This is a genomic window from Patescibacteria group bacterium, assembly GCA_020148045.1.
Lineage (GTDB): Bacteria > Patescibacteriota > Minisyncoccia > Minisyncoccales > GWA2-38-27 > JAHCRG01.
Map to the genome: position 1 here is coordinate 111,630 of JAHCRG010000006.1, position 21,220 is coordinate 132,849.

Here is a 21,220-nt window from a genome sequence, read left to right on the forward strand (position 1 = left end):
TAAAATCCTTCGGTTTTCAACCTAAAAACTCCGCTTGTAAACGGAGTTTTAGGTATTCCACAAGGGGAGTTTATTCTTCTTCAATTATCTGGCATTTGCCTTCTACGCATTTAGTTTTAACTCCTGTGCATCTTGCAGTAATTGTTCCTGCAGGACCGCATCTTGGTTGGGGACAGTCAGCATCGGTTTCACATTCTTTTTTTCTGCATTCTCCTTTATAAGCAATTTCTACATTAGTCACTTTAGCATAACAGCTATTTGAGTAGGTTTTTCCATTAACTCCACAAACAGGGTCCCACAAAGTAATACAAGCCACAGGCTCTTCAGATATGCTTGGTGTTGTTGGGGTCTCAAGCTCTGCGGGAATTACGCATTTAAATTCTATTGCACAGCCTGCTTCATCTCTTTCAACAACAATTCTTCCGTTTGAGCAAAAACCAGGAGCAATTTTTTCTATTAATGGACAGGTTCTTTCTCGGTTCCTTTCTTGAACTCTTTCCAAAACTCTTTCTCGTATTTCCATTATTTTTCCTTTAAGTCTTGGTGTTTCAAATTTTAGATTTTCTAAGATTTCAAGCTGCTTCCCCTTATCACCTGAAATTTTATCTATATATTCTTTAAATCTTTCTTGGTCCTCAGGAGACATTTTTTCCAAGTCACCCTTTAATCTTTTAAGAACATTTTCTTGGGCTCCTTGGATTGCTTCTTTTGCTTGCTCTGGAACTTTTTCTCCCAATTCTATTAGAACTTCTAAATTCTTAAAGTTTTTATATTTACTTCCCTCTATCTCATCCATATTCTCTTCTAAGTTTTCTTTGATTTTTTCTGCCCTGTCTTCAAGTTTTGTCATTACTTCACCGAAGCTCTCTAAGTGTTTTTCTCTTGCTGCTTCTATTTTTTCAAAAACCTCTGAAGGAACTTGATTTTCTAATTTTTGAAGAACTCTTTGGTGTAAAAATTGATGTCTGGTAAATTTATCAAGAAATTCTTCTACTTCTTCATTTTCTTCTGCTTTCTGTTTAATATTTTGAACACGAGTCTGAATTCTTTCTAATGCTCTTTCATATTTTTCTGTTGCTTTTTCTAATATTTTTGGCTCTCCATTTTTCTCAACTAATGCTTTCAGCTCCATTAATTTTTCATTAGCGAATTCTTGCTCTAATTCTGATTTTTTAATTCTACCGAAAGCAAAGAAAGACATAATTCCTCGCCCCCATTCTTTTAGGAAGTAAAAAGGACTATCTGGTAGAAGTTTCGGCTCTTTTACTCCCAGGTCTTCTGGTTTAACCTCTTCATCAAGCTCTACCTCTTCTTCGATAGTAGTTTCTTGGGCAAGAGCAGTTAAACCCATAATTAATCCCAAGCAAATTGCAGGGATCAAAATAAATTTTATTGTACGACACATAGAAATAATCAACGAATAACGAATCCTGTACGAATTTACGAATTCGTAGATTCGTAAAAACTCGTAATTCGTAGGGTTAATGGATTTTTTCTTTTTTCTCTTTTAAAAAATATCTCCATTGTTCTAAGAACTCCACAAAGACCAAAAAGGGCATATCTATCAGGGCAGAAAATATGGCTGCTATAACATTATATCTTTTCCATTTAACTGTTAGCCACTTTCCTAACTGTATCACGGGCACAGCAAAAGGGTCAACAATGAAATGGAAAAATGATTCTTTCTCTTCAATTACCTGTAACTCTTTAGCTCTTTGTCTGATTTTTGCTCCAGCAAAAGCAATCAAAGAGAGAAAGACAACAAAGATTACATAAGAAAGGGGAGGGAAGTTCACTTGATAGAGCCCCAAGATTATTAAAGCAAGAATAAGACAGAAACCCAAAAGATAGAAAAGATTTATTATTGCGCTTAAAATAACGCTTCTTTTGGGAAAAGTTTTTATTTCGTAAACATCCATTTTTTCTCTTTCATGGACAATTTTCATAACTTCCATTACTACCTGTTCTTGGTTTTCCTTTTTTGGAGGTTTGATAGTTACAACTAAAAGAAACATTAAGAAAGTAGGACCTAAAATATCTACTCCGACAGCTAAGAAATTAAATTGACCGGTAAGGATTTTAGTGGCTGGGATTTCGATAGCCAAAAGTGAGACAATATTGGTCAGGAAAATAGATAAGGTGGCGTAGAAAGCTGCCCTGGCAAGTCGCGATTTTAAGGTTTTAACCCTTTTGTTATAGGCCTCTCTGATTAAAGTTTCTAAAACTTCTGGCTTTGATACTTTTTCTTCAATTCCCGTTGGCTCTTTGGAAAGAACATCTCCTAAAAGCAAGTAGGGAGTATCGTATCTTTCGCAGATTTGATAGAATTTGTCATTTAAAAGATGATTTAAATCTTTTTCTACGCTTTCTCTAATGGAATAAATATCTTTGGCAATATTATTAAGTTGAAGTTCTGAAAGGTTTATCCATTCTGGGTACCGGTATTTTAAAAGCTCATAACTAATTACCGGAGCATCTAATTTAAAAAGAGCCCTTTGGACAGCAATATAAACTTGAACATTTTTTTCTTTTTCGCTTACCCCTTTTATCTTGAAAACCCCTTCATTTAATCTAATCCTTTCTTTCATCAATTCAAACATATAATTTATTAGAGCTCTTTCCCTTAGAGAAGGGCTAAGGATTTCTTCTATTTCACAGGCAGCAATTCCTGAGAGCCAGCTATAAAGTTGAAGTTTTGATTTTTCGGGACCAGAGGAGCTGTGATTTAGAATAAAAATATATTTATCAATTGCTTTTTGGACTTCTTTAATTTTTGATTCTTCAATTTTATCATTTGGAAAGTGGCCGCCTCGAATTAACTCTAAAACCAAAGGTTTAGCAATTAAACTTCCAGAAAAATTTCCATCAGTTAGGTCTAATTGAGAAAAAATCCGTCTTTTTAATATTCTTTCAATTGCCCTTCTTTTTAGAAGATGTTCTTCTTTCCAGTCAATAATTCCTCTTATTTTCTCATAAAAAGCAGCCACCTTTGAGGCGACTTCGTCCACATGAATAGTTGGCACTTCTTCTGTAGGCTGGAGGGATTGATACCAGGACTGATAACGTTGTATTAGTCTTTGAGTAGGTTGGGATAATTGTGCCATAATAAGTTTCCAGAGGCCCGTCCTCTGTCACTTCTTCTTTGTTTCTATTTCTATTTTAACTCTATCAATAAATTTATCAACTTTCATCATTCCAATATCTCCTTTCTTTCTTTCTCTTACCCTGACTGATTTTGTTTTCATTTCTTTATCACCAACAACTAACATATAAGGGATTTTTTGGATTTCACCTTCTCGAATTTTCTTAGAAACAGTTTCATTTTCTTCCTTAACTTCTACTCTAAAGGAATTCAGCTCTTTTCCAACTTCTTTAGCATATTTTTTGTGACGAGCTCCTACCGGAATAACCCAGACCTGAACCGGTGCCAGCCATAAGGGTAAAGCTCCTTCATAGTGTTCAAGTAAAATGCCGATAAATCTTTCCAGAGAGCCTAACAAAGCCTGATGAATCATAATTGGTTCTTTCTTTTTGCCTTTTTTATCAATATAAGAAACATTAAAGGCCTTTGGTAAGTTAAAATCAATCTGGAAAGTACTTAATTGCCAGGGTCTTCCCAAAGAATCTTTTATTTTGATATCAATTTTAGGACCGTAAAAAATTCCTCCTCCAGGGTCAAGTTGGTATTTTAATTTCAATTTTTCAAAAGCATACTTTAGAGAATTAGTAGCTTTTTCCCACATTTTTAAAGCTCCCATAAATTTTTTGGGCCGGGTAGATAAATAAATTTCATAATCCTTAAAACCAAAAGTTTTTAGAATTTTAAGACCATATTTTAGGAGAGAAGTTAACTCTTTTGCCATCTGGTCTGGCGTGCAGAAAATATGGGCGTCATCTTGGGTAAATCCTCGAACCCTGGTTAATCCATGCAAAACCCCTGATTTTTCGTATCTGTAAACAGTTCCCAATTCAGTGAATTTGATAGGTAAGTCCTTGTAGCTTCTTATTTTTGATTGATAAATTTTAATATGAAAAGGGCAGTTCATTGGTTTTAATAAATATTCTTCTTCATCAATTTTAATAGGGGAATAGATATTTTCCCGATAAAAATCCCAATGTCCTGAAGTTTTCCAGAGATTCAGGTGTCCAATATGAGGAGTAGTAAGCCATTGATATCCTTGAGAATCTAGTTCTTCATATATATAGTTTTCAATTATACGACGAAGGATAGTTCCTTTTGGATGCCAAAGAGGAAGGCCAGCCCCAACCTCTTCATTAATACTGAATAATTCTAACTTTTGTCCTAATTTTCTATGGTCTCTTTTTTCTGCTTCTTTTTGGACCTTAAGATATTCATTTAATTCTTTTTTAGTTTTAAAGGCAACTCCATAAATTCGAGTGAGCATCGGATTTTTTTCATTACCTTTCCAATAGGCACCAGCAATTTTTGTCAATTTGAAAGCATCAGGATTTATTTCTTTTGTTGATTTAACATGAGGCCCTTTGCATAAATCTACAAATTCACCTGTCTGGTAGATTGACAGAGACCCGGCCTCTGATAGTTCTAGCTTGTAGGGTTGGTTTTTGAATAATTTCTTGGCTTCTATTTTTGAGATTTTTTTCTTTTTGAAAACAACGTCTTTCTTAATTATTTCTTTCATCTTCTTTTCAATTTTCGGCAAATCAGCATCTGAAATTTTCAAATTGTCAAAATCATAATAAAACCCTTGCTCAATTGCAGGCCCAATACCAAACTTCACTCTTGGATAGAGCTCTTGAACAGCGGCCGCTAAAATATGAGCCGATGAATGACGAATGGTATCAATTTTCATTTTTGTATAATTTCTTCAACTTCCTCAGCGATTATCTTGGGAACATTATCTCTATTATTAACCCTACCTGAGACAAATACAATCTTATTTTCTTGGAAAACAGTAGGATTTCTTTCAATTATTCCCGGAAAAACAACAACTTCGGTTTTATCAGTTAAATCCTCTAATTTTATAAAAAGCATTGGCTTGCCATTTCTGGTAATGATTTTTTTAATTCCAGAGATAATTCCTCCCACTCTAATTTTTTGACCCCCTTTATCAATTTTAATTTCGGCAAGTGGTAAGGCCTTTCTTTCTAAAATTCCTCTGAAATCTTCCAGGGGATGGGAGGTTACATAAAGGCCTAAAAGTTCTTTTTCCCAACTTAATTTTTCAAAATTTGTTGCTGGGGTAGCAAGGACTAAATTTAGGTGATTATTTAAACTGATTCCATCAAAGAGGCCCTTTTGGCCATTCATTCTCGCTTTTTGGGTTTCTCTTGACCATTCCAGTAATCTTTCTAAATTATGCAATAATTGGCTTCTTTCAGCAAATTCGTCAAAAGCGCCAGCTTTGATTAAGCTTTCCAAAGATTTTTTATTTAAATCCTTTGAATTAATTCTTTGAGTAAAATCTTCAATGTTTTTAAAGCCACCATTGTTTTTTATTTCTTCAACAATTACATCTATTACATTCTCACCAACATTTTTGATAGCCAGAAGTCCGAAACGAATCTTATTTTCCTTGGGCACCACAGTAAAGTTTTTTAAACTCTCATTAATATTTGGAGGCAAAACCTCAATTCCCATTCTTTTAGATTCTTCAATTAAAACAGCAATTCTTTCAACATCTATTTTTTCAGAGGTTAAAAGAGAAGCCATAAATTCAACCGGATAGTGAGCTTTTAAATAAGCAGTTTGATAGGCAATCGTTGCATAAGAACAGCTGTGGGAGCGGTTGAAACCGTATCTGGCAAAAGGTAAGGTCCACTGCCAGATTTTTTGGGCAACCTCTTTTTTAATTCCATTCTTCACCATCCCTTTAATAAATTTTTCTTCCTGGCTGTGGAGCAAACTCTCTATTTTCTTGCCAACGGCTTTTCTTAAAACATCAGCTTCAGCAAGTGTGAAGCCAGCTAATTGCTGGGCAATTTGCATTAGTTGTTCCTGATAGATACAAATACCCTGAGTTTTTTCTAAAATCAGTTTTAGTTTTGGGTGTAAATATTCTATTCTCTGTCTTTTATGTTTTCTGGCAATGTAATCTGGGATGAACTGGATTGGGCCCGGTCGGTAAAGAGCAATCATAGCAACAATATCTTCAAATTCAGTTGGCTTTAATTGTTTTAGGTATCTTGTCATACCATCTCCTTCTAATTGGAAGATGCCTTTTGTGTTTCCTTTTTGTAAAACTTTAAATGTTTCTTTATCATCTAAGGGAATATTCTCAATATCTACCTTAAGTCCGTTTCTAAGAACATATATTCGTGATAAAGTATCTTCAATAATAGTCAGATTTTTCAGACCCAAAAAGTCCATTTTTAAAAGTCCTAAATCTTCAATTGAGTGCATTTCATACTGGGTAACAATGTTTTCGTCATCTTGGGTAGGATGTTGAAGCGGGATTAAGTTTGAAAGGGACTGGTCGGACATTACTACACCACAAGCATGGGTTGAAGCATGGCGAGCTACTCCCTCAAGTTTCTTTGCTAAATCAATTAACTTTTTTGCTTGTTCATCGGTTTCATAAATGTTTTTGAATTCAGCAACTCTTTTTAAAGTTTCATCTAAAGTAAAGCCAAAAGGAATCATTTTAGCAATTTGGTCGCAATAATTATAAGTGTAATTTAAGGCCCGGCCAACATCTCTGATTACTGCCCGGGCAGCCATTGTTCCAAAAGTGATAATTTGAGCAACTTTATCTCTTCCATATTTTTGAGCTACATAGTCAATAACTTCATCCCTTCTTCTGTCAGTAAAATCAAGGTCAATATCAGGCATTGAAATACGGGAACTGGTCAGGAAACGTTCAAAAAGAAGATTATTCTTAATAGGGTCAACATTAGTGATGTTTAGTAAATAAGAAACTAAAGAGCCGGGCGCTGAACCCCTTCCTGGGCCAACAACAATTCTTTGACTTTTAGCCCAATTGACAAAGTCTTGAACAATTAAAAAATAAGAAGCAAAGCCAGTTTGTTTAATAACTGAAAGTTCATAATTTAATCTATCTATAATTTCTTTGTTTGTATTATCTTTGAAACGTCTTTTTAATCCTTGTTTGCAGAGTTCTTCCAGATATTCATCTGGAGTTTTAGCGTTTGGAACTTCAAAATAAGGGAGCTTGGTTTTTCCGAGTTCAAATTCAAAATTACAAAGTTCCGCAATTTTTTGAGTATTTTCAATAGCTTCAGGGATATCTTTAAACGCTTCTTCCATTTCTTTTTGAGTTCTTAATGAAAAGTCATCTGCTTTGATAGTTAGCCGTTCCGGGTCATTTGGGTTAGCGCCGGTATTAATTAACATTAAGATATCCTGGGCTTCAGTATCTTCTGGTTTTAAATAGTGGATATCATTAGTTGCCACTAAGGGAATTCCATATTTTTTGGAAATAGAAATTAATTCGTCATTTACAATTTTTTGTTCTCTGATATTTGGATGATGTTGAAGTTCTAAATAAAAATTATCTTTTCCAAAAATTTCTTGATATTTCTGGACTAATTTTTCTGCTTCTTCAAATTTCTTTGCCACTATTAAACGAGGAATTCTTCCTGCTAAGCAAGCAGTCATAGCAATAAGTCCTTTGGAATGTTTTGCCAAGAGCTTATCGTCAATTCTTGGCTTATAATAAAAGCCCTCCAGGTGAGCTTTAGTTATAAGTTTAACTAAATTTTTATAACCTTCTTCATTTTTTGCCAATAGGACCAAATGATATCTTTTATCATCTATGTTTGGCCTTTTCTGGTCCATTCCTTCTTGGGCAACATAGACCTCACAGCCAATTATTGGTTTAATTCCTCTTTCTTTAGCTTTTTTATAGAACTCTACAGCTCCATACAAAACTCCGTGGTCAGTCAAAGCCACAGAATTCATTCCTAATTCTTTAACATAATCCAAAAGCTCATCAATCTTTGGCAGCCCATCAAGCAGGGAATAGTGACTATGGACGTGGAGGTGAGCGAACTTCATTATACCATTTTACATTGCCAGAGAATGTAATGCAAGAGAAAAAATTGGCAGACCTGGTCTCTCAATTAAAACAGGCCGAGAGGTTACACCTTCCCGGCCTTTGCAGTTTGGTTGGTATGTTTGGCAGTCAGCCAATTCCCGGTTGTCTTCCGGAAATCCTTAGAAATATCCATTTTAATACAACGCCTAGGCCAACGCCCAAACCACAGCCCAGACCAACGACCAGGCCAAAGAGCAGACCAACGGCCAGACCAAAGAACAGGCTAAAGCCCAGACCAAGGCCCAGACTATTATCCAGGCCAGAGAACAGACCAACGACCAGACCAACGGCCAGACCAACGACCAGACCAAAGCCAAGACCAACGACCAGATCAGCGTCCAGACCAACGACCAGGCCAAAGAGCAGACCAACGGCCAGACCAACGATCAGACCAATGACCAGATCTTCATCTTTTTTAATTATCTCACTTGTAGAAAGAGAAATCAGGGCGATAGACCAAATAGGCCCTATTAAGATACCCCACCAGCGAGATACTCCAAAGGGAAGCTCTAAGGTCCAATTTCCTGTCATTTTAATGCTGGTTACCACTGGAACTGATCCTGCTGCCAGATACCAGATTGCCCAGAAAAGAGCAATCAAGCCCGCTGTTATTAAAGACCATCTCCACATTAACTTATACTTTCTTTCCTTTTTCATTTTTTTTATCCTTTCAAGAAATATTCTGTTAATAAAGACCAAATTTTGAACTACTCACACTATATACCCATCCGCCAATCCCGTCAAGTTTTTGTTGACTTTCAGACATATTTTGCTATAATTCTAATAAAACGAAGTATTAATTGTCCTTTTAAAAAAAGAAAGGAGGACGAGATGAATGAGTAAGAAAAGAACTGAAATAAATTTGATGACAATAACCGTGAGGGGGCTAAGAAGACTTCTCTCTCAGCTCCCGGTTATAGCTGGGGGAGCGAGGCCTAAAAAGGATCAAATGATTGAAGGCAGAGTAGGTGATACTTATTTTCGCATTACCAAAGAGAAATCGTCTAACCCTCCTGGTTATAGTTTTTATGCTCTTCGTGTTTCTAATCCCTCAAAAGATAAGCGCCTAACTTTAACTTCTACGTTTATTAGTTTGTTAGGCAATCCATTGATGGAATTTCCAGCTAAAGCTCTACCAGATACCGATTCTCTTTTTTGGGATGCAAAACAAATTGACATAGAGTAATAAAGAAGCGGTTTCTTAAAACCGCTTTTTTTTAATTATCGTTTAGCATGTTAGAATAATAAAATGAAATACCCTAATTTTAATGAGGAAAGGAAGTTGTGGAGAAAGGGATATAAGATGGTGGTTGGAATAGATGAGAGTGGAAGGGGCCCGTTAGCGGCACCAGTGGTAGCTGCCGCAGTTTGTTTTAAAAAAAATCCAGAATCTAACATCTATAATCCAATATCTAATTTAAAAGATTCAAAAAAACTAAGTTTTAAAAAAAGAGAAGAGATTTACAAGATTCTGCTTGAGACGCCAAAAATAAAGTGGGGGATAGGACGGGTTTCAGAGAAGGTTATAGATAGAATCAATATTTTAGAAGCAACAAAATTGGCAATGAAAAGAGCAGTGAGGAATTTAGAGAAGAAATGTTCTTGCTCTGATTTTTTGATAGTTGATGGGAATTTCGGCATAAACTTAGATATTCCGCAGAAATCAGTTATTAAAGCAGATGAAAAAGTTTTTTCTTGCGTTGCTGCCGGTATTATTGCTAAAGTTACCAGAGATAGAATGATGTTCAGATATCATAAAAAATACCCTTGTTATTGTTTTGATAGACACAAAGGGTATCCAACCAAACTACATCGGAAAATGCTTAAAAAACATGGACCTTGTAAAATTCATAGAAGGAGTTTTAGACCGGTTAGCAACTATTGAAAAGTTTTGATTATTTTGTTAGGATAGACTTATTATGGCTGTTCCAAAACAAAGAAAGACGAAATCAAGAAGGAATCAACGGAGGATGCATATTTTTCTTGAAGCTCCGGGATTAACGCCTTGTCCAAAATGCGGTAAGCTGGTTTTGCCTCATACTGTTTGTTTAAACTGCGGATATTACAAAGGAATAGAAGCGATTGATGTTATGAAGAAATTGACCAAGAAGGAAAAGAAGAAAAAACAAAAAGAAATAGCAGCCAAAGAAAAAGAAGAAAAGAAAGGAAAGCCATTGAGCATGGAAGGACTTTCTAAAAGATAATTATTATGGCTTCAAGACATTTATCACGTTCAATAGCAATGCAAAGTTTATATGAATGGGACTTTTCTGGTAAAAAATCAGAGGATTTAGAGAAGATTGTTGAGAAAAACATCAAAGAATTTGGACCAGGGCTTGAAGATAAGGAGTTTGTCTGGCAATTAGTTAATGGAGTTATTTCAAAGCTTTCTGACCTGGACAAGATTATTGAGAAAGCAGCTCCTGAATGGCCGATTGAACAAATAACTATTGTTGATAGAAATGTTTTAAGAATTGGGCTCTATGAGCTTTTATATGGAAACAAAGAAGAAGTTCCTCCAAAAGTTGCAATAAACGAGGCAATTGAGTTGGCTAAAACTTTTGGTGGAGAAAGTTCCGGAAAGTTTATTAATGGCGTCCTCGGCACCGTCTATAAAGAAATAGAAAAAAAATGATTAAGAAAGATTTTTCAAAATTAGAGAAAAAATTAAATTTAAAATTTAAAAATAAAGATTTACTTGTTCAGGCCTTTGTTCATAGGTCTTTTTTAAATGAAAATCCTGATCTTAAGCTTTCCCATAATGAAAGATTAGAATTTTTAGGAGATGCAATATTAGAAGAAGTAGTTACAGAATACTTATTTCGAAATTATCCTAAAAAATCAGAAGGTGAGTTGACTACTTGGCGAGCAGCTTTGGTCAATGCTAAAATGCTGGCAAAAATTGCCCAAAATTCGGGTTTTAATGATTTTCTTTTGCTTTCCCAGGGAGAATTAAAGGAAGAAGGTAAAGCTCGGCAGGATATTTTGGCTGATACTCTTGAGGCATTTATTGGAAGTTTGTATCTTGACCAGGGATTAAATTCTTGTAAAGATTTTATTGAGAAACATTTAATAAAAGAATTACCCCATATTATTGAAGCCCGTCTTTTTAAAGATGCTAAGTCACACCTTCAGGAAGAATCTCAAGAGAGATTAGGAGTTACCCCTATTTATAGAGTTTTGAAAGAGTGGGGCCCGGATCATGTTAAGCATTTCGTTGTCGGTGTTTTTCTTGGCAAAGATTTAATAGCGGAAGGGGAGGGTTCTTCAAAGCAGGAGGCAGAAGAAGCAGCAGCCAAAGAAGCCCTGAAAATAAAGACTTGGTAATTAGTATAATTTTATGCTTCGTATTCGTTTTTTCAGAGTCGGTAAAAAAAATCAACCTTCTTTTAAGATTGTGGTTACTGATAAGAGAAGGCCGCCAAGAGGTGGTCGTTTTGTGGAGGAAGTTGGATTTTGGAACCCTTTAACCAAAGAAAAAATGTTGAGAGCGGAGCGAATTAAATATTGGCTCTCAGTAGGAGCTAAGCTATCAGATAGTGTTAATAATTTATTAGTGAAAGAAAAAATCTTGGAAGGTAAAAAGATTCCTCTTCATAAAAAGAAGAAAGAGAAGAAACCCGCCTCCGCTGAAGTTACGGCGGGCAAGAAAGAAGTTAAGGAAGAAGCTAAGTCTGAAGAAGCCAAGCAGGAGAAACCAAAAGAGGAAGCTGCTAAGCCTGAAGAACCCAAAAAAGAAGTTAAAACTCAAGAACCAAAAGAAGAGAAAAAAGAGAAACCTAAAGAGGCAACTAGCTCTTGACACAATCTTTTTAAAGAGTATAATTAAAAATAGTAGCTTTTAAGATTCCTATTCTCTGGATAGATAGAGAATCAGGCGAACAGAAAAGGTCGAGCTACTTAGTAAGAAAATTAACTTGAACGACTTATGGCAAAAGATACTGACAAGGAATTCCTTGAGTTTATTGTAAAAGCACTGGTCGACCACCCAGAAGATGTCAAAATTGACCGAAAGGTTGACGAAATGGGAGTTTTACTTTCTTTGAAAGTAAATCCTGAAGACATGGGTCAAATCATTGGTCGAGCTGGTTCAACTGCTAGGGCTATTAGATCTTTAGTTCGAATTGTTGGCTTAAAAAATCACGCCAGAGTGAACTTAAAGATTGAAGAGCCGGAAGGTGGTAGAACAGCTGCTCAAGGGAAAAAAGCTTCATCTGAAGGATTGGAAGATTTGAAGCTGTAATCTCGGAAAAGATTTATCTTTTCGGAAAACAGTGCTACTATTATGGTAGGACTGTTTTCATTTGTTTTAAGTTTTATGATAAAGTTTGATATCGTTACAATTTTTCCAGAGATTTTTAACTCTTATCTTTCAGAGAGTTTGATTTCGCGGGCTATAAAGAAAAAACTAATAAAAGTTAATGTTCGTAATTTGAGAGACTGGACTTCTGATAAACACAAAACTGTTGATGACAAGCCATTTGGCGGCGGGCTTGGGATGGTGATGAAGGTGGAGCCAATTTTTAAAGCCGTATCGGCTTTAAAAAAAAGAACAAGAAACAAGAAACAAGAAACAAAAGTGATTTTATTTACTCCTCGGGGCAAAAAGTTTAATCAGAAAATGGCTTATCAATTCAGTAAATTGAATCAGGTAATTTTAATTTGCGGAAGGTATGAAGGGGTTGATGAGAGAGTAGCTAAACATATTGCTGATGTTGAATTGTCAATAGGGGATTATGTTTTAATGGGCGGGGAGCTTCCAGCTATGGTAGTAATAGAGACAATAGCCAGATTAATCCCCGGCGTTTTAGGAAAACCACAATTATTGAAAGAAAGAGTTACCAAAGAAAAAGGATTTGTTGAGTATCCTCAATATACTCGTCCAGAAGTTTTTTCTCCTAAAAAGGGTATAGATTGGGAGATTCCAAAAATATTGCTTTCCGGCAATCATAAAAAGATTGAGGAATGGAGAAGAAAACACAGGAAAATCATTGAAAAATAGCTATTTTTGTGGTAAGATAGCTTGGAGGGTGCGTAGTCCTATAGGGGGTAGGAGCAGTCTGTAAAACTGATGTCCGTATGGGCCCCGTCGGTTCGACTCCGACCGCACCCACAATAATTGCCAGGATAGCTCAGGTGGTTAGAGCACGTCATTGGTAATGACGGGGTCGTGAGTTCAACTCTCACTCCTGGCTCAGGGGTATGGCAAAGAAGAAACCGTTTATAAAGCTTCAATGTGAAGTTTGCAAAAGGATAAATTATTTTACTCGTAAATCAAAAAAATTAGCCGAGGAGAAATTAGATTTGAAAAAATTCTGCAAATGGTGCAGAAAACATACGGTACATAAGGAAGGGAAGAAATAAGAAGAATAAGGGTCCGTAGTTCAACTGGCAGAACGCTGGTCTCCAAAACCAGAGGTTCCAGGTTCAACTCCTGGCGGACCCGCAAAAATAGATGCGTTTCTCAACGCATCTTTTAATTTCAGCTGAAATAATATAAAATGATAATATGGCGATTTTAGAGATTAAAAAATTTAATGAGCCGGTTTTGAGAGAGAAATGCAAAAAAGTAGGGAGAGTGGATAAGAAGATAAAAAAACTTATTGTTGATATGGTTCAAACAATGAGAAAAGGACAAGGAATTGGTTTGGCAGCTCCTCAGGTTGGGGTATTGAAAAGAGTAATTGTTGTTCAAACTGATTTAGAGGGTCAGCGGATTTTAGCTTTGGTTAATCCTAAAATTATCAAAAAGAGCCAGGAAAAAGAAAAAAAAGAGGAAGGCTGTTTGAGTTTTCCCGGAATTTTTTTAGAAATAAAAAGAGCTGAAGAAGTAGAAGTTGAGGGATTAGATATAAAAGGGAAAAAAATTAAGTTGAAAGCAAAAGGACTTTTGGCTCGAGTTTTCCAGCACGAAATTGACCATTTGGATGGAATTTTGTTTTTCAACCGCTTAAGTTTTATCAAAAAATTAAGATTTAAACTAAAGTATCTTTCAATTCATTAAAACAAATTTATTATGAATTTAATTGATTCTCTAATTCAAGATGGCTGGTTAAAGACACCAAAAATAATTGATGCCTTTAGAGAGATAAAAAGGGCTGATTTTATGCCGGAGGATATGAGAAATTTAGCTGAACTTAATGAAGCCCTGCCGATTGGCTATGGCCAGACAATTTCCCAACCCTTAGTGGTTGCTTTTATGCTGGAACAGTTACAACCGGAATCAGGAGATAATATTTTGGATATTGGCTCTGGCTCTGGATGGACAACAGCCCTGCTGGCTCAAATAGTGGGCCCAAAGGGAAAAATTACAGCAATAGAAATAGTTCCAGAACTAAAAGAATTCGGTGAGAAGAACGTGGCTAAATACAATTTTATAGAAAAAGGGCTCGTGGAATTTATCTGTGCTGATGGCTCAAAAGGTTATGAAAAAGAAGCGCCTTTTGATAAAATTTTAGCTTCTGCAGCAGTCCAGGGAAAAATTCCTCAGGCCTGGAAAGAGCAAATAAAAATTGGTGGTAGAATAGTTACTCCTATCGGGTCTTCAATCTGGGTTTTAATAAAAAAATCTAAAAAAGAATTTGAAGAAATTGAACATCCTGGCTTTGTCTTTGTTCCTCTGATTCAAAAATGAAGTATTTTATAACATTAATTGTGGTTATTATTTTAATTGGAGGGTTTTGGGTTTGGCAAGGAATTTACTACCCAGTAAGTCCTGATTCTGATGAAACAGTAATTTTTCTGGTTAAAAAAGGAGAAGGAGCAAAGGAGATTTCAATTAATTTAAAAGAACAAGGCCTAATTAGATATGGCTCTTTTTTTAGAGTTTATGTTTTATTTAAAGAGGTCGGTGGAGATCTTAAAGCTGGGGAGTATGAATTATCACGAGCAATGGCCATTCCTGAGATTGTAAATAAATTAGCTTCAGGCGATAGAATTAAAAAGATAATTATCATAATTGAGGGATGGAATTTAGAAGATATTAGAAATTATCTTGAAGAAAAGGGGATTGCCAAGGCAAAAGAACTAGATCCGAGCTTGGAAGGTTATTTATTTCCTGATACTTATGAAATTTCTCCTGAAGACGGGATTGAAGAAATTGTTGAAAAAATGCTTGATAATTTTGATAAGAAACTGACTTCAGAATTAAGAGAAGAAATTTCTTCGCAGGGAAAGACCGTTCATGAAATAGTAATAATAGCTTCTTTACTTGAAAAAGAAGTGAGAACTTTTAAAGACAAGAAAATTGTTGCTGGAATTTTATGGAAAAGATTAGAGAGCAATATGCTTTTGCAAGTAGATGCAACTATCACTTATATCACTGGCAGAAAAACAACAAAAATTTTAAAAGAAGAACTCCAGATTGATTCTCCTTACAACACTTATAAATATAAAGGACTGCCCTTGGGTCCTATTTCCAATCCCGGCCTGGAAAGTATTTTGGCAGCGATTTATCCTCAAGAAAGCCAATATCTTTATTACTTATCTACCCCAGAAGGAGAAACAATTTTCAGCAGAACCTTGAAAGAACATAACGAAGCCAAAGCCAAATATTTAAAGTAGGGGCTTTGATGTTTATTGCGATAATTGATACAATAGAGTAAAGCTTATGAGAAAGAAAATAGCAATGATTATTGCTTTTCGGGAGTTTCGGGATGAGGAGTACTTTATTCCAAAGCAGACCTTAGAAGCTGCTGGAGCTGAAGTTACTACTGTTAGTACTTCTTTTGGAAAAGCAATTGGGAAGTTAGGCGGGGAGGCGGAGGTTAGTATTTTGCTCAGAGACCTTAAGGTAGCAGACTACGATGCAATTTTATTTATTGGAGGGCCGGGAGCTGCAAATTATATGGATGATGAGACCTGTCATCAAATTGCTAGAGAAGTGGTTGAAAATAATAGGGTTTTAGGAGCAATTTGTATTGCTCCTGCAATTTTAGCTAAAGCAGGAGTTTTAGATGGTAAAAAGGCAACTGTTTGGAGTTCTCCTCTGGATAGATCTACTGTCAAAATTTTAGAAGAAAATGGAGCAATTTTCCAAAAAGACTCAGTGGTTGTAGATGGAAAGATAGTTACTGGAAATGGACCTGGCGCTGCTAAAGAATTTGGAGAAAAAATAGTTGAAATTCTACAATAAATGCAATAAAAATGTCTATTTTTGAAAATCTTCCAATATTTGTTCTTCTTTTAGCTTTTTTTGTTGTTTTCGTTATATTTCTTTTTGGGGGATTTGTTATGTTAAGTGCAGGAATCGATATCCAGAAAATAGAAAGAGGTAGGAGAATCTTATTAAATTCCCTCTATGCTCTTTTTATAGTCCTGCTAATTGCTTTTGTTTTCTTCTTAGTTAGTTATCTGCTTCAAAGGGGAGAAGTTTTTAAACCACCTGAAGTTTCCGGAGAATTTCCTCCTTCCCTTGTTGCTAACTTCCCTCCAGCTCCTCAATTTATTGAAATTGGCGAGTATTACTTTAATGGACCTTGGTCATTGAAAGAGAATGATGTTATTGATAGAGCCGGGATATATACAATTTTATGTAAAAAAAACGGGGAATATGATATAATCTATATTGGGGAAAATGAAGAAGCAAGCCGCCTTTTAGGACATAGCCAATATAGATGCTGGCTGGAAAACTGCAATCAAGAACTCAAGAATCTTTATCTGGCAGCTTTTTGGATGCCGACAGACAAATATGGTTATGCTGTGAGAAAAAAATTCAAAGAGGAATTAGAAGAGCAAATTAAGCCGGCCTGCCCACCCCCAGTTACAGAATCTAATTATCTAAACCAATGAACAACTCAATATTTGAAAAATTTACCTTGGAGAGAAACTTAGTTTATATTTCGGTAGCAGCTGTTTTAATAGTTTTTGGACTTATATTTTATTTATTCTTTGGTCAGTTAACAAAGAACATCCAAGTTCTGACGCCTAACGGAGGTGAAGAATGGGAAATTGGACAGGCCTATGAGATTAGCTGGGAGGCAAAAGGATTGGAAAAAGTTGGCATTGTTTTGTTTAAAGGAATAGAGCCAAAATGGATTGCCAAAGATGTTGAAGCTGATTTAGGAAAATACGAATGGGAGATTTACCCCGGCCAAGAATACGGGGATGATTACTGGATTGTTGTTTTTGAATATCCCTGGCAAAAAGGCAATGAAATAGATTATTCAGATGGAGCTTTTGTAATTACTTATCCAGAACTTGCCAGTTGTGATGGCTTATCTATTGAGGGTGGATGGCCCTATCTGCCGAGCGATTTGCCAAATCTAAGAAGGGTTTTTATTACGGAAGAGAGTTTTACCGGAAATTTAGACGGGCTTCAAGGAGCTGACCAGAAATGTCAAGAAGAAGCTGAAAAACAGGGCTTTGATGGAAAATGGCAGGCCTTTCTTGGAGGGGATAGCGATGAGGATTTAGCCATTGAGAGATTAAAAAGAACTCCCAGAGAGACAGATGGCATTTTTGTTGTCGCTATTCCAGCTGCCACCCTGATTAGAGGAGCAACTTGCCATCGGCTTCTGGGAAAAAACTTTGATGAGTTTTTAGAGAAATTTTTAGACCTTGTAATAATTAATGAGGAAAAGTTAGAAAAGGATTTTCTGGAAGATATGAAAAATCTCTGGCTGGGACGTCTTGATGAAGAGAGTAAAAAAAATTGCATTACCATTGCTGCTGCCCTTTTAGCTCCCTACAAACCTCTTGCTGAAAAATACAGCTTTACAACCACCTGCCAAAACTGGACTCAAGAAAATAAGTTAGTTCAGGGTTACCCTGTGCCTGGAGGAGAACCAAAACCGTCGTTTCCCACCTGCTATACTTTGGCAGGGAAATCTACTGATGCAGTTGCTTTGGGTGGATTATCTTCTGGTTTAACAGGCAAGGACAAAGATGCTGCCTTTACTCTTTACCAAGGAAAATACTGTGACACTCAGCAGAAGCTTCTCTGTATTGAGAAGTAGCTAAAACCCTTGACAAGCGTTTAGATAGAAGCTAATATAACCTATATTAATGATTATCCGCAGACAGCAGGCAAGTTAAGACCTGCCGAGGAGTTATAGAAATTAATTCTCTGTTGTCTGTGGTTAACCCACAGATTTTTAATTTAAAATGGCTTTAACTAAAGAACAAAAACAAAGAATTGTTGAGGAATTAAAAGAAAACATTGATAAGCAAAAATCAATGGTTTTTGTGGCAATTGAAGGTTTAAAAGCAGCAGATCTTTTTGATTTAAGAAAAAGATTAAAAGCAGCTGATTGTTTATTAATCGTTGCCAAAAAAACCTTATTAGATATAGCTTTTAAAGAAAGAAAAGTTGGGATTGACCTGGAAAAATTAGCAGGCCAGGTTGCTTTAGTTTTTGGTTTTAAAGATAAAATATCTCCAGCTAAAATCCCTTATAATTTTTCATTGGAAAATAAGAACTTAAAAATCTTAGGAGGATTTTATGAAAATAAACTTAGAGATATTGAAGAAATTATTACTTTAGCAAGGATACTGAGCAGAGAAGAACTTTTGGCAAGGGTCGTTGGAAGCATTTCTGCTCCAATTTCGGGATTTGTAAATGTTTTACAAGCCAACATTAAAGGTCTAATATACATTTTTAAACAAATTAAAACACAATAAAATTATGACAGAAGAAATAAAAAAAGAAGAAAAAGAAGAGGAAAAAGTTGAAGTGCCAAAGAAATTTAAGGCGCTTGTTGAAGAGATAGAAAAGCTCTCTGTTTTGGATTTGGCGGAATTAGTTAAGATTTTAGAGAAGAAATTCGGAGTTTCAGCTGCAGCTCCGGTTGTAGCAGCTCCTGTCGGTCAAGCTCCGGCTGGCGCTGAAGTAGCCGAAGAAAAGAGCATCTTCAATATTGAGTTAACTGGAGTAGGGGAGAAGAAAATTGAGGTAATTAAAGTGGTTAGAGATGTTATGGAAAAAGGCCTCAAAGAGGCAAAGGACTTGGTTGATGCAGTAGCAAGCGGCGCTCAAATGATTAAAGAAAACGTCAAAAAAGAAGAAGCAGAAGAAATCAAAAAGAAATTTGAAGCAGCCGGCGCCAAAGTGGAACTGAAATAAGATAAAGAAAAGAGTAATTAGCAACTTGGAAACTCGGTTTCCAAGTTGCTTTTTAATTCCCCTTGAAATTTTTAGGAAATAGAGTTAACTTGAAAGTAGGTAAACTAAGACCATTCATTTATGAATCCTTATCAAGAAAAAATTAAAATCTTTTGCGAGGAAAGAAATTGGAATCAGTTTCACAATCCAAAAGATATTTTATTAGGTATTGTTGAAGAAGTTGGCGAATTTAGAAATATAGTTAAATGGGAGCAAAACCCAGAAGTAGTTAAAAAGCTTCTTTTTGAAAAAAGGGAAGAAGTAAAGGATGTTGTTGGCGATATATTCTGGTTTTTATCATTGTTGGCAAATAGCTGTGATGTTGATATTGATAAAGCAATTCAGATGACTATTGAAGATAATAAAAAGAGGTTTCCTATTGAGGAGACAAAAGACAAACACACAAATATCTATCTTGGAGGACACGATGGGAAGTATTAATAAACCTATGAAAGAAAAAATTAAGAAAATAGACTTGACACAGTTTTCGCCGGTGGTCAGGGGGCCAGAAGTAAACGAGGCACAAAAGTTAACTGGCAACGTTATAAATAAATTTAATACAATTATTACATGAACGAAGATCTTCCAACAGAAAATGAAATAGAGGTCATAGAGAATGAGATTCCTGATTCTCCCAGGGAATTTCATCTCGAAATGCCATTATATAAAGAAATTATTATCACGGAGGAAAATCTAAAGAAAATCTCTGAACTGATCGATTTTAGTGGCACAATCGATGCTTATTGTATTTATTGTGAAAAAGAAAGCGTATTTGAGAATTACGTTAGACCTGGTTTTGGGATCCCCGCTCTTAGGGCTCATGCGAAAAGTGAGTCGGAGAAATATTTCGGAACTTCATATATCTGTAGCCGGAGTAGGGCACATGAATACACTTCATACTTTCGAATTTGCGGTTCGGTGATACAAAAAGTAGGTCAATTTCCCTCTGTTGCCGACCTTCAGATTCCGCAAATTCAGAAATACCGCAAACTATTAGGAAATGAAAAATATAAGGAATTCACTCGAGCATTAGGATTAGCTGCACATGGAGTAGGAATAGGATCTTTTGTTTATCTAAGGAGAATTTTTGAAGACCTTATTGAAAAGGCTCATTCTATTGCATCTCAAAATCCTGAATTTAACGAGAGTGAATATAAGAGTGGTCGAATTGAAGAGAAAATTTCACTCTTAAAAGATTTTCTCCCCGAATTTTTAGTTAAACATAAATCTATTTACAGTATTTTAAGTAAGGGTATTCACGAACTCAGCGAGGAAGAATGTCTTAAACATTTTAACCCAATAAGAGTTGGTATTGAGTTAGTTCTTGACAAGAAACTTAAAGAGCTTGATGAGGAAAAGAAAGAAAAAGAGGCAAGCGAGACTATTAGTAAAATAACAACCGAACTCAAAACTGATAGTACTGACCAAGATAGCTCACCTGGGGATTAAAAGGAAATTAAGGACGTTTCTGATTTTTGGATTCTAAACAAAAAAGCCCGTCGCCGGGCGATTTTTATTTCTGGACTTGACATCCTGTTTTTAAGTTGTAGAATAACGCATAGAAGAATAGGAAGACTGCAAAACATAAATAACTAAAGCGAAAGCGGTCTTTATGTTTGAAGAAAGGTCGAAAAAAAATTTAAATTTAATCAATTATAAAAAGATGAAAAAATTAATTCTATTTGGAGTAATAGCAACTTTGTTAATGCTATCAGTAGGAACTGTGATGGCGCAACCAGGTCCTTGGAAATCTAAGAGTAATAAAGTAGAAACGATTCCTTACTATAATGGCGAGACTTTATTAAGAAAATGGACTGGAGACGGAGGTTTTCAGCTTTGGATAACCGGAAATAGAGAGTTGCATTGTGTATATAAGTTGGTAGGACAAAATGACGGAGATGGTTGGAGCGGACCATCAACCTGGATGAAGTACGACATTACACATGGCGGAAACGGACTTGACTATCTGTATAAATGTGAACCCTATGAATAGGTAAATCCTTTTTATATCAGAGCCGCAAAAAATCGCCCAGTGGGCGATTTTTATTTTAATTTCTGTTTTTATATCTCTATTTTGTCCGAG

25 protein-coding genes, 3 tRNA genes and 1 other annotated feature are annotated in these 21,220 nt (G+C 35.6%); of the genes, 23 read left to right on the forward strand and 5 right to left on the reverse strand.

What is annotated here, in order from left to right; translation table 11 throughout:
* Positions 1-70: 70 nt before the first annotated feature.
* The 5 genes from KJA13_02110 to KJA13_02130 all read right to left on the reverse strand — a co-directional run bounded on the left by KJA13_02110 (position 71) and on the right by KJA13_02130 (position 8,693).
* A complete protein-coding gene (locus tag KJA13_02110) occupies positions 71-1,405 on the reverse strand; it encodes a hypothetical protein (protein MBZ9577811.1) in 1,335 nt (444 codons plus the stop codon).
* A 76-nt stretch (positions 1,406-1,481) separates the two neighbouring features.
* Complete coding sequence (locus KJA13_02115; GenBank protein MBZ9577812.1) at positions 1,482-3,104, reverse strand: hypothetical protein; 1,623 nt, start codon at positions 3,102-3,104, stop codon at positions 1,482-1,484.
* Between the two features lie 27 nt (positions 3,105-3,131).
* Positions 3,132-4,832, reverse strand: coding sequence for a threonine--tRNA ligase (gene thrS / locus KJA13_02120; protein ID MBZ9577813.1), 1,701 nt, complete (start codon positions 4,830-4,832; stop codon positions 3,132-3,134).
* Positions 4,829-7,996, reverse strand: a complete 3,168-nt coding sequence (locus tag KJA13_02125; protein MBZ9577814.1) for a DNA polymerase III subunit alpha — start codon at positions 7,994-7,996, stop codon at positions 4,829-4,831. Before KJA13_02125 ends, thrS begins: the two co-directional genes overlap by 4 nt.
* A 127-nt stretch (positions 7,997-8,123) precedes the next feature.
* A complete protein-coding gene (locus KJA13_02130) occupies positions 8,124-8,693 on the reverse strand; it encodes a hypothetical protein (GenBank protein MBZ9577815.1) in 570 nt (189 codons plus the stop codon).
* Positions 8,694-8,871: 178 nt separating this feature from the next.
* On the opposite strand from KJA13_02130, the gene KJA13_02135 reads away from it, so the two are divergent.
* The 23 genes from KJA13_02135 (at position 8,872) to KJA13_02245 (ending at position 21,130) form a co-directional block, all read left to right on the forward strand.
* Positions 8,872-9,222 (forward strand): hypothetical protein, encoded by a 351-nt coding sequence (locus KJA13_02135; GenBank protein ID MBZ9577816.1) that lies wholly within the window; start codon positions 8,872-8,874, stop codon positions 9,220-9,222.
* A 63-nt stretch (positions 9,223-9,285) separates the two neighbouring features.
* Positions 9,286-9,921, forward strand: coding sequence for a ribonuclease HII (locus KJA13_02140; GenBank protein MBZ9577817.1), 636 nt, complete (start codon positions 9,286-9,288; stop codon positions 9,919-9,921).
* Between the two features lie 34 nt (positions 9,922-9,955).
* Positions 9,956-10,240: a 50S ribosomal protein L32 gene (gene rpmF, locus KJA13_02145; GenBank protein ID MBZ9577818.1), complete on the forward strand. Its 285-nt coding sequence runs from the start codon at positions 9,956-9,958 to the stop codon at positions 10,238-10,240.
* 5 nt (positions 10,241-10,245) lie between these two features.
* Positions 10,246-10,671, forward strand: coding sequence for a transcription antitermination factor NusB (gene nusB, locus KJA13_02150; protein ID MBZ9577819.1), 426 nt, complete (start codon positions 10,246-10,248; stop codon positions 10,669-10,671).
* Positions 10,671-11,363, forward strand: coding sequence for a ribonuclease III (gene rnc / locus KJA13_02155; GenBank protein MBZ9577820.1), 693 nt, complete (start codon positions 10,671-10,673; stop codon positions 11,361-11,363). The genes nusB and rnc overlap by 1 nt, the downstream gene beginning before the upstream one ends.
* Before the next feature lie 13 nt (positions 11,364-11,376).
* On the forward strand, positions 11,377-11,838 hold the full coding sequence (rpsP, locus tag KJA13_02160; GenBank protein MBZ9577821.1) for a 30S ribosomal protein S16: 462 nt from the start codon (positions 11,377-11,379) through the stop codon (positions 11,836-11,838).
* A gap of 126 nt (positions 11,839-11,964) precedes the next feature.
* On the forward strand, positions 11,965-12,279 hold the full coding sequence (locus KJA13_02165) for a KH domain-containing protein (GenBank protein MBZ9577822.1): 315 nt from the start codon (positions 11,965-11,967) through the stop codon (positions 12,277-12,279).
* Positions 12,280-12,354: 75 nt separating this feature from the next.
* On the forward strand, positions 12,355-13,038 hold the full coding sequence (trmD, locus tag KJA13_02170; protein ID MBZ9577823.1) for a tRNA (guanosine(37)-N1)-methyltransferase TrmD: 684 nt from the start codon (positions 12,355-12,357) through the stop codon (positions 13,036-13,038).
* 26 nt (positions 13,039-13,064) lie between these two features.
* A tRNA-Tyr gene (locus KJA13_02175) sits at positions 13,065-13,149 on the forward strand.
* A gap of 8 nt (positions 13,150-13,157) precedes the next feature.
* Positions 13,158-13,231, forward strand: a tRNA-Thr gene (locus tag KJA13_02180).
* A 7-nt stretch (positions 13,232-13,238) separates the two neighbouring features.
* The gene (gene rpmG, locus KJA13_02185) at positions 13,239-13,400 is read left to right on the forward strand and encodes a 50S ribosomal protein L33 (GenBank protein ID MBZ9577824.1); all 162 of its coding nucleotides are present in this window, start codon (positions 13,239-13,241) and stop codon (positions 13,398-13,400) included.
* A 9-nt stretch (positions 13,401-13,409) separates the two neighbouring features.
* A tRNA-Trp gene (locus KJA13_02190) sits at positions 13,410-13,482 on the forward strand.
* 63 nt (positions 13,483-13,545) lie between these two features.
* Positions 13,546-14,040 (forward strand): peptide deformylase, encoded by a 495-nt coding sequence (def, locus tag KJA13_02195; protein MBZ9577825.1) that lies wholly within the window; start codon positions 13,546-13,548, stop codon positions 14,038-14,040.
* A 12-nt stretch (positions 14,041-14,052) separates the two neighbouring features.
* Entirely contained in the window at positions 14,053-14,670 is a 618-nt protein-coding gene (gene pcm / locus KJA13_02200) for a protein-L-isoaspartate O-methyltransferase (GenBank protein ID MBZ9577826.1), read from the forward strand.
* Positions 14,667-15,599 carry an endolytic transglycosylase MltG gene (gene mltG, locus KJA13_02205; GenBank protein MBZ9577827.1) on the forward strand — a complete coding sequence of 311 codons (933 nt, stop codon included), beginning with the start codon at positions 14,667-14,669 and terminating at the stop codon, positions 15,597-15,599. Before pcm ends, mltG begins: the two co-directional genes overlap by 4 nt.
* A 46-nt stretch (positions 15,600-15,645) precedes the next feature.
* Positions 15,646-16,170, forward strand: a complete 525-nt coding sequence (locus tag KJA13_02210) for a DJ-1/PfpI family protein (GenBank protein ID MBZ9577828.1) — start codon at positions 15,646-15,648, stop codon at positions 16,168-16,170.
* An 11-nt stretch (positions 16,171-16,181) separates the two neighbouring features.
* Positions 16,182-16,826 carry a hypothetical protein gene (locus KJA13_02215; protein ID MBZ9577829.1) on the forward strand — a complete coding sequence of 215 codons (645 nt, stop codon included), beginning with the start codon at positions 16,182-16,184 and terminating at the stop codon, positions 16,824-16,826.
* On the forward strand, positions 16,823-17,992 hold the full coding sequence (locus KJA13_02220; protein MBZ9577830.1) for a hypothetical protein: 1,170 nt from the start codon (positions 16,823-16,825) through the stop codon (positions 17,990-17,992). Before KJA13_02215 ends, KJA13_02220 begins: the two co-directional genes overlap by 4 nt.
* 39 nt (positions 17,993-18,031) lie before the next feature.
* Positions 18,032-18,142: a sequence feature (ribosomal protein L10 leader region), on the forward strand.
* Positions 18,141-18,656, forward strand: a complete 516-nt coding sequence (rplJ, locus tag KJA13_02225) for a 50S ribosomal protein L10 (GenBank protein ID MBZ9577831.1) — start codon at positions 18,141-18,143, stop codon at positions 18,654-18,656. It overlaps the preceding feature by 2 nt.
* A gap of 4 nt (positions 18,657-18,660) precedes the next feature.
* Positions 18,661-19,098, forward strand: coding sequence for a 50S ribosomal protein L7/L12 (rplL, locus tag KJA13_02230; GenBank protein MBZ9577832.1), 438 nt, complete (start codon positions 18,661-18,663; stop codon positions 19,096-19,098).
* Between the two features lie 120 nt (positions 19,099-19,218).
* Complete coding sequence (locus KJA13_02235) at positions 19,219-19,578, forward strand: hypothetical protein (GenBank protein ID MBZ9577833.1); 360 nt, start codon at positions 19,219-19,221, stop codon at positions 19,576-19,578.
* Positions 19,579-19,707: 129 nt separating this feature from the next.
* Entirely contained in the window at positions 19,708-20,586 is an 879-nt protein-coding gene (locus KJA13_02240; GenBank protein MBZ9577834.1) for a short-chain dehydrogenase, read from the forward strand.
* A 163-nt stretch (positions 20,587-20,749) separates the two neighbouring features.
* Entirely contained in the window at positions 20,750-21,130 is a 381-nt protein-coding gene (locus KJA13_02245; protein MBZ9577835.1) for a hypothetical protein, read from the forward strand.
* Positions 21,131-21,220: the final 90 nt, after the last annotated feature.

Bases quoted from the DNA above. Each gene is read 5' to 3' on its own strand.
- KJA13_02110 (MBZ9577811.1), bottom strand. From the start codon at position 1,405: ATGTGTCGTACAATAAAATTTATTTTGATCCCTGCAATTTGCTTGGGA.
- KJA13_02115 (MBZ9577812.1), bottom strand. From the start codon at position 3,104: ATGGCACAATTATCCCAACCTACTCAAAGACTAATACAACGTTATCAG.
- thrS (MBZ9577813.1), bottom strand. From the start codon at position 4,832: ATGAAAATTGATACCATTCGTCATTCATCGGCTCATATTTTAGCGGCC.
- KJA13_02125 (MBZ9577814.1), bottom strand. From the start codon at position 7,996: ATGAAGTTCGCTCACCTCCACGTCCATAGTCACTATTCCCTGCTTGAT.
- KJA13_02130 (MBZ9577815.1), bottom strand. From the start codon at position 8,693: ATGAAAAAGGAAAGAAAGTATAAGTTAATGTGGAGATGGTCTTTAATA.
- KJA13_02135 (MBZ9577816.1), top strand. From the start codon at position 8,872: ATGAGTAAGAAAAGAACTGAAATAAATTTGATGACAATAACCGTGAGG.
- KJA13_02140 (MBZ9577817.1), top strand. From the start codon at position 9,286: ATGAAATACCCTAATTTTAATGAGGAAAGGAAGTTGTGGAGAAAGGGA.
- rpmF (MBZ9577818.1), top strand. From the start codon at position 9,956: ATGGCTGTTCCAAAACAAAGAAAGACGAAATCAAGAAGGAATCAACGG.
- nusB (MBZ9577819.1), top strand. From the start codon at position 10,246: ATGGCTTCAAGACATTTATCACGTTCAATAGCAATGCAAAGTTTATAT.
- rpsP (MBZ9577821.1), top strand. From the start codon at position 11,377: ATGCTTCGTATTCGTTTTTTCAGAGTCGGTAAAAAAAATCAACCTTCT.
- KJA13_02165 (MBZ9577822.1), top strand. From the start codon at position 11,965: ATGGCAAAAGATACTGACAAGGAATTCCTTGAGTTTATTGTAAAAGCA.
- trmD (MBZ9577823.1), top strand. From the start codon at position 12,355: ATGATAAAGTTTGATATCGTTACAATTTTTCCAGAGATTTTTAACTCT.
- rpmG (MBZ9577824.1), top strand. From the start codon at position 13,239: ATGGCAAAGAAGAAACCGTTTATAAAGCTTCAATGTGAAGTTTGCAAA.
- def (MBZ9577825.1), top strand. From the start codon at position 13,546: ATGGCGATTTTAGAGATTAAAAAATTTAATGAGCCGGTTTTGAGAGAG.
- pcm (MBZ9577826.1), top strand. From the start codon at position 14,053: ATGAATTTAATTGATTCTCTAATTCAAGATGGCTGGTTAAAGACACCA.
- mltG (MBZ9577827.1), top strand. From the start codon at position 14,667: ATGAAGTATTTTATAACATTAATTGTGGTTATTATTTTAATTGGAGGG.
- KJA13_02210 (MBZ9577828.1), top strand. From the start codon at position 15,646: ATGAGAAAGAAAATAGCAATGATTATTGCTTTTCGGGAGTTTCGGGAT.
- KJA13_02215 (MBZ9577829.1), top strand. From the start codon at position 16,182: ATGTCTATTTTTGAAAATCTTCCAATATTTGTTCTTCTTTTAGCTTTT.
- KJA13_02220 (MBZ9577830.1), top strand. From the start codon at position 16,823: ATGAACAACTCAATATTTGAAAAATTTACCTTGGAGAGAAACTTAGTT.
- rplJ (MBZ9577831.1), top strand. From the start codon at position 18,141: ATGGCTTTAACTAAAGAACAAAAACAAAGAATTGTTGAGGAATTAAAA.
- rplL (MBZ9577832.1), top strand. From the start codon at position 18,661: ATGACAGAAGAAATAAAAAAAGAAGAAAAAGAAGAGGAAAAAGTTGAA.
- KJA13_02235 (MBZ9577833.1), top strand. From the start codon at position 19,219: ATGAATCCTTATCAAGAAAAAATTAAAATCTTTTGCGAGGAAAGAAAT.
- KJA13_02240 (MBZ9577834.1), top strand. From the start codon at position 19,708: ATGAACGAAGATCTTCCAACAGAAAATGAAATAGAGGTCATAGAGAAT.
- KJA13_02245 (MBZ9577835.1), top strand. From the start codon at position 20,750: ATGTTTGAAGAAAGGTCGAAAAAAAATTTAAATTTAATCAATTATAAA.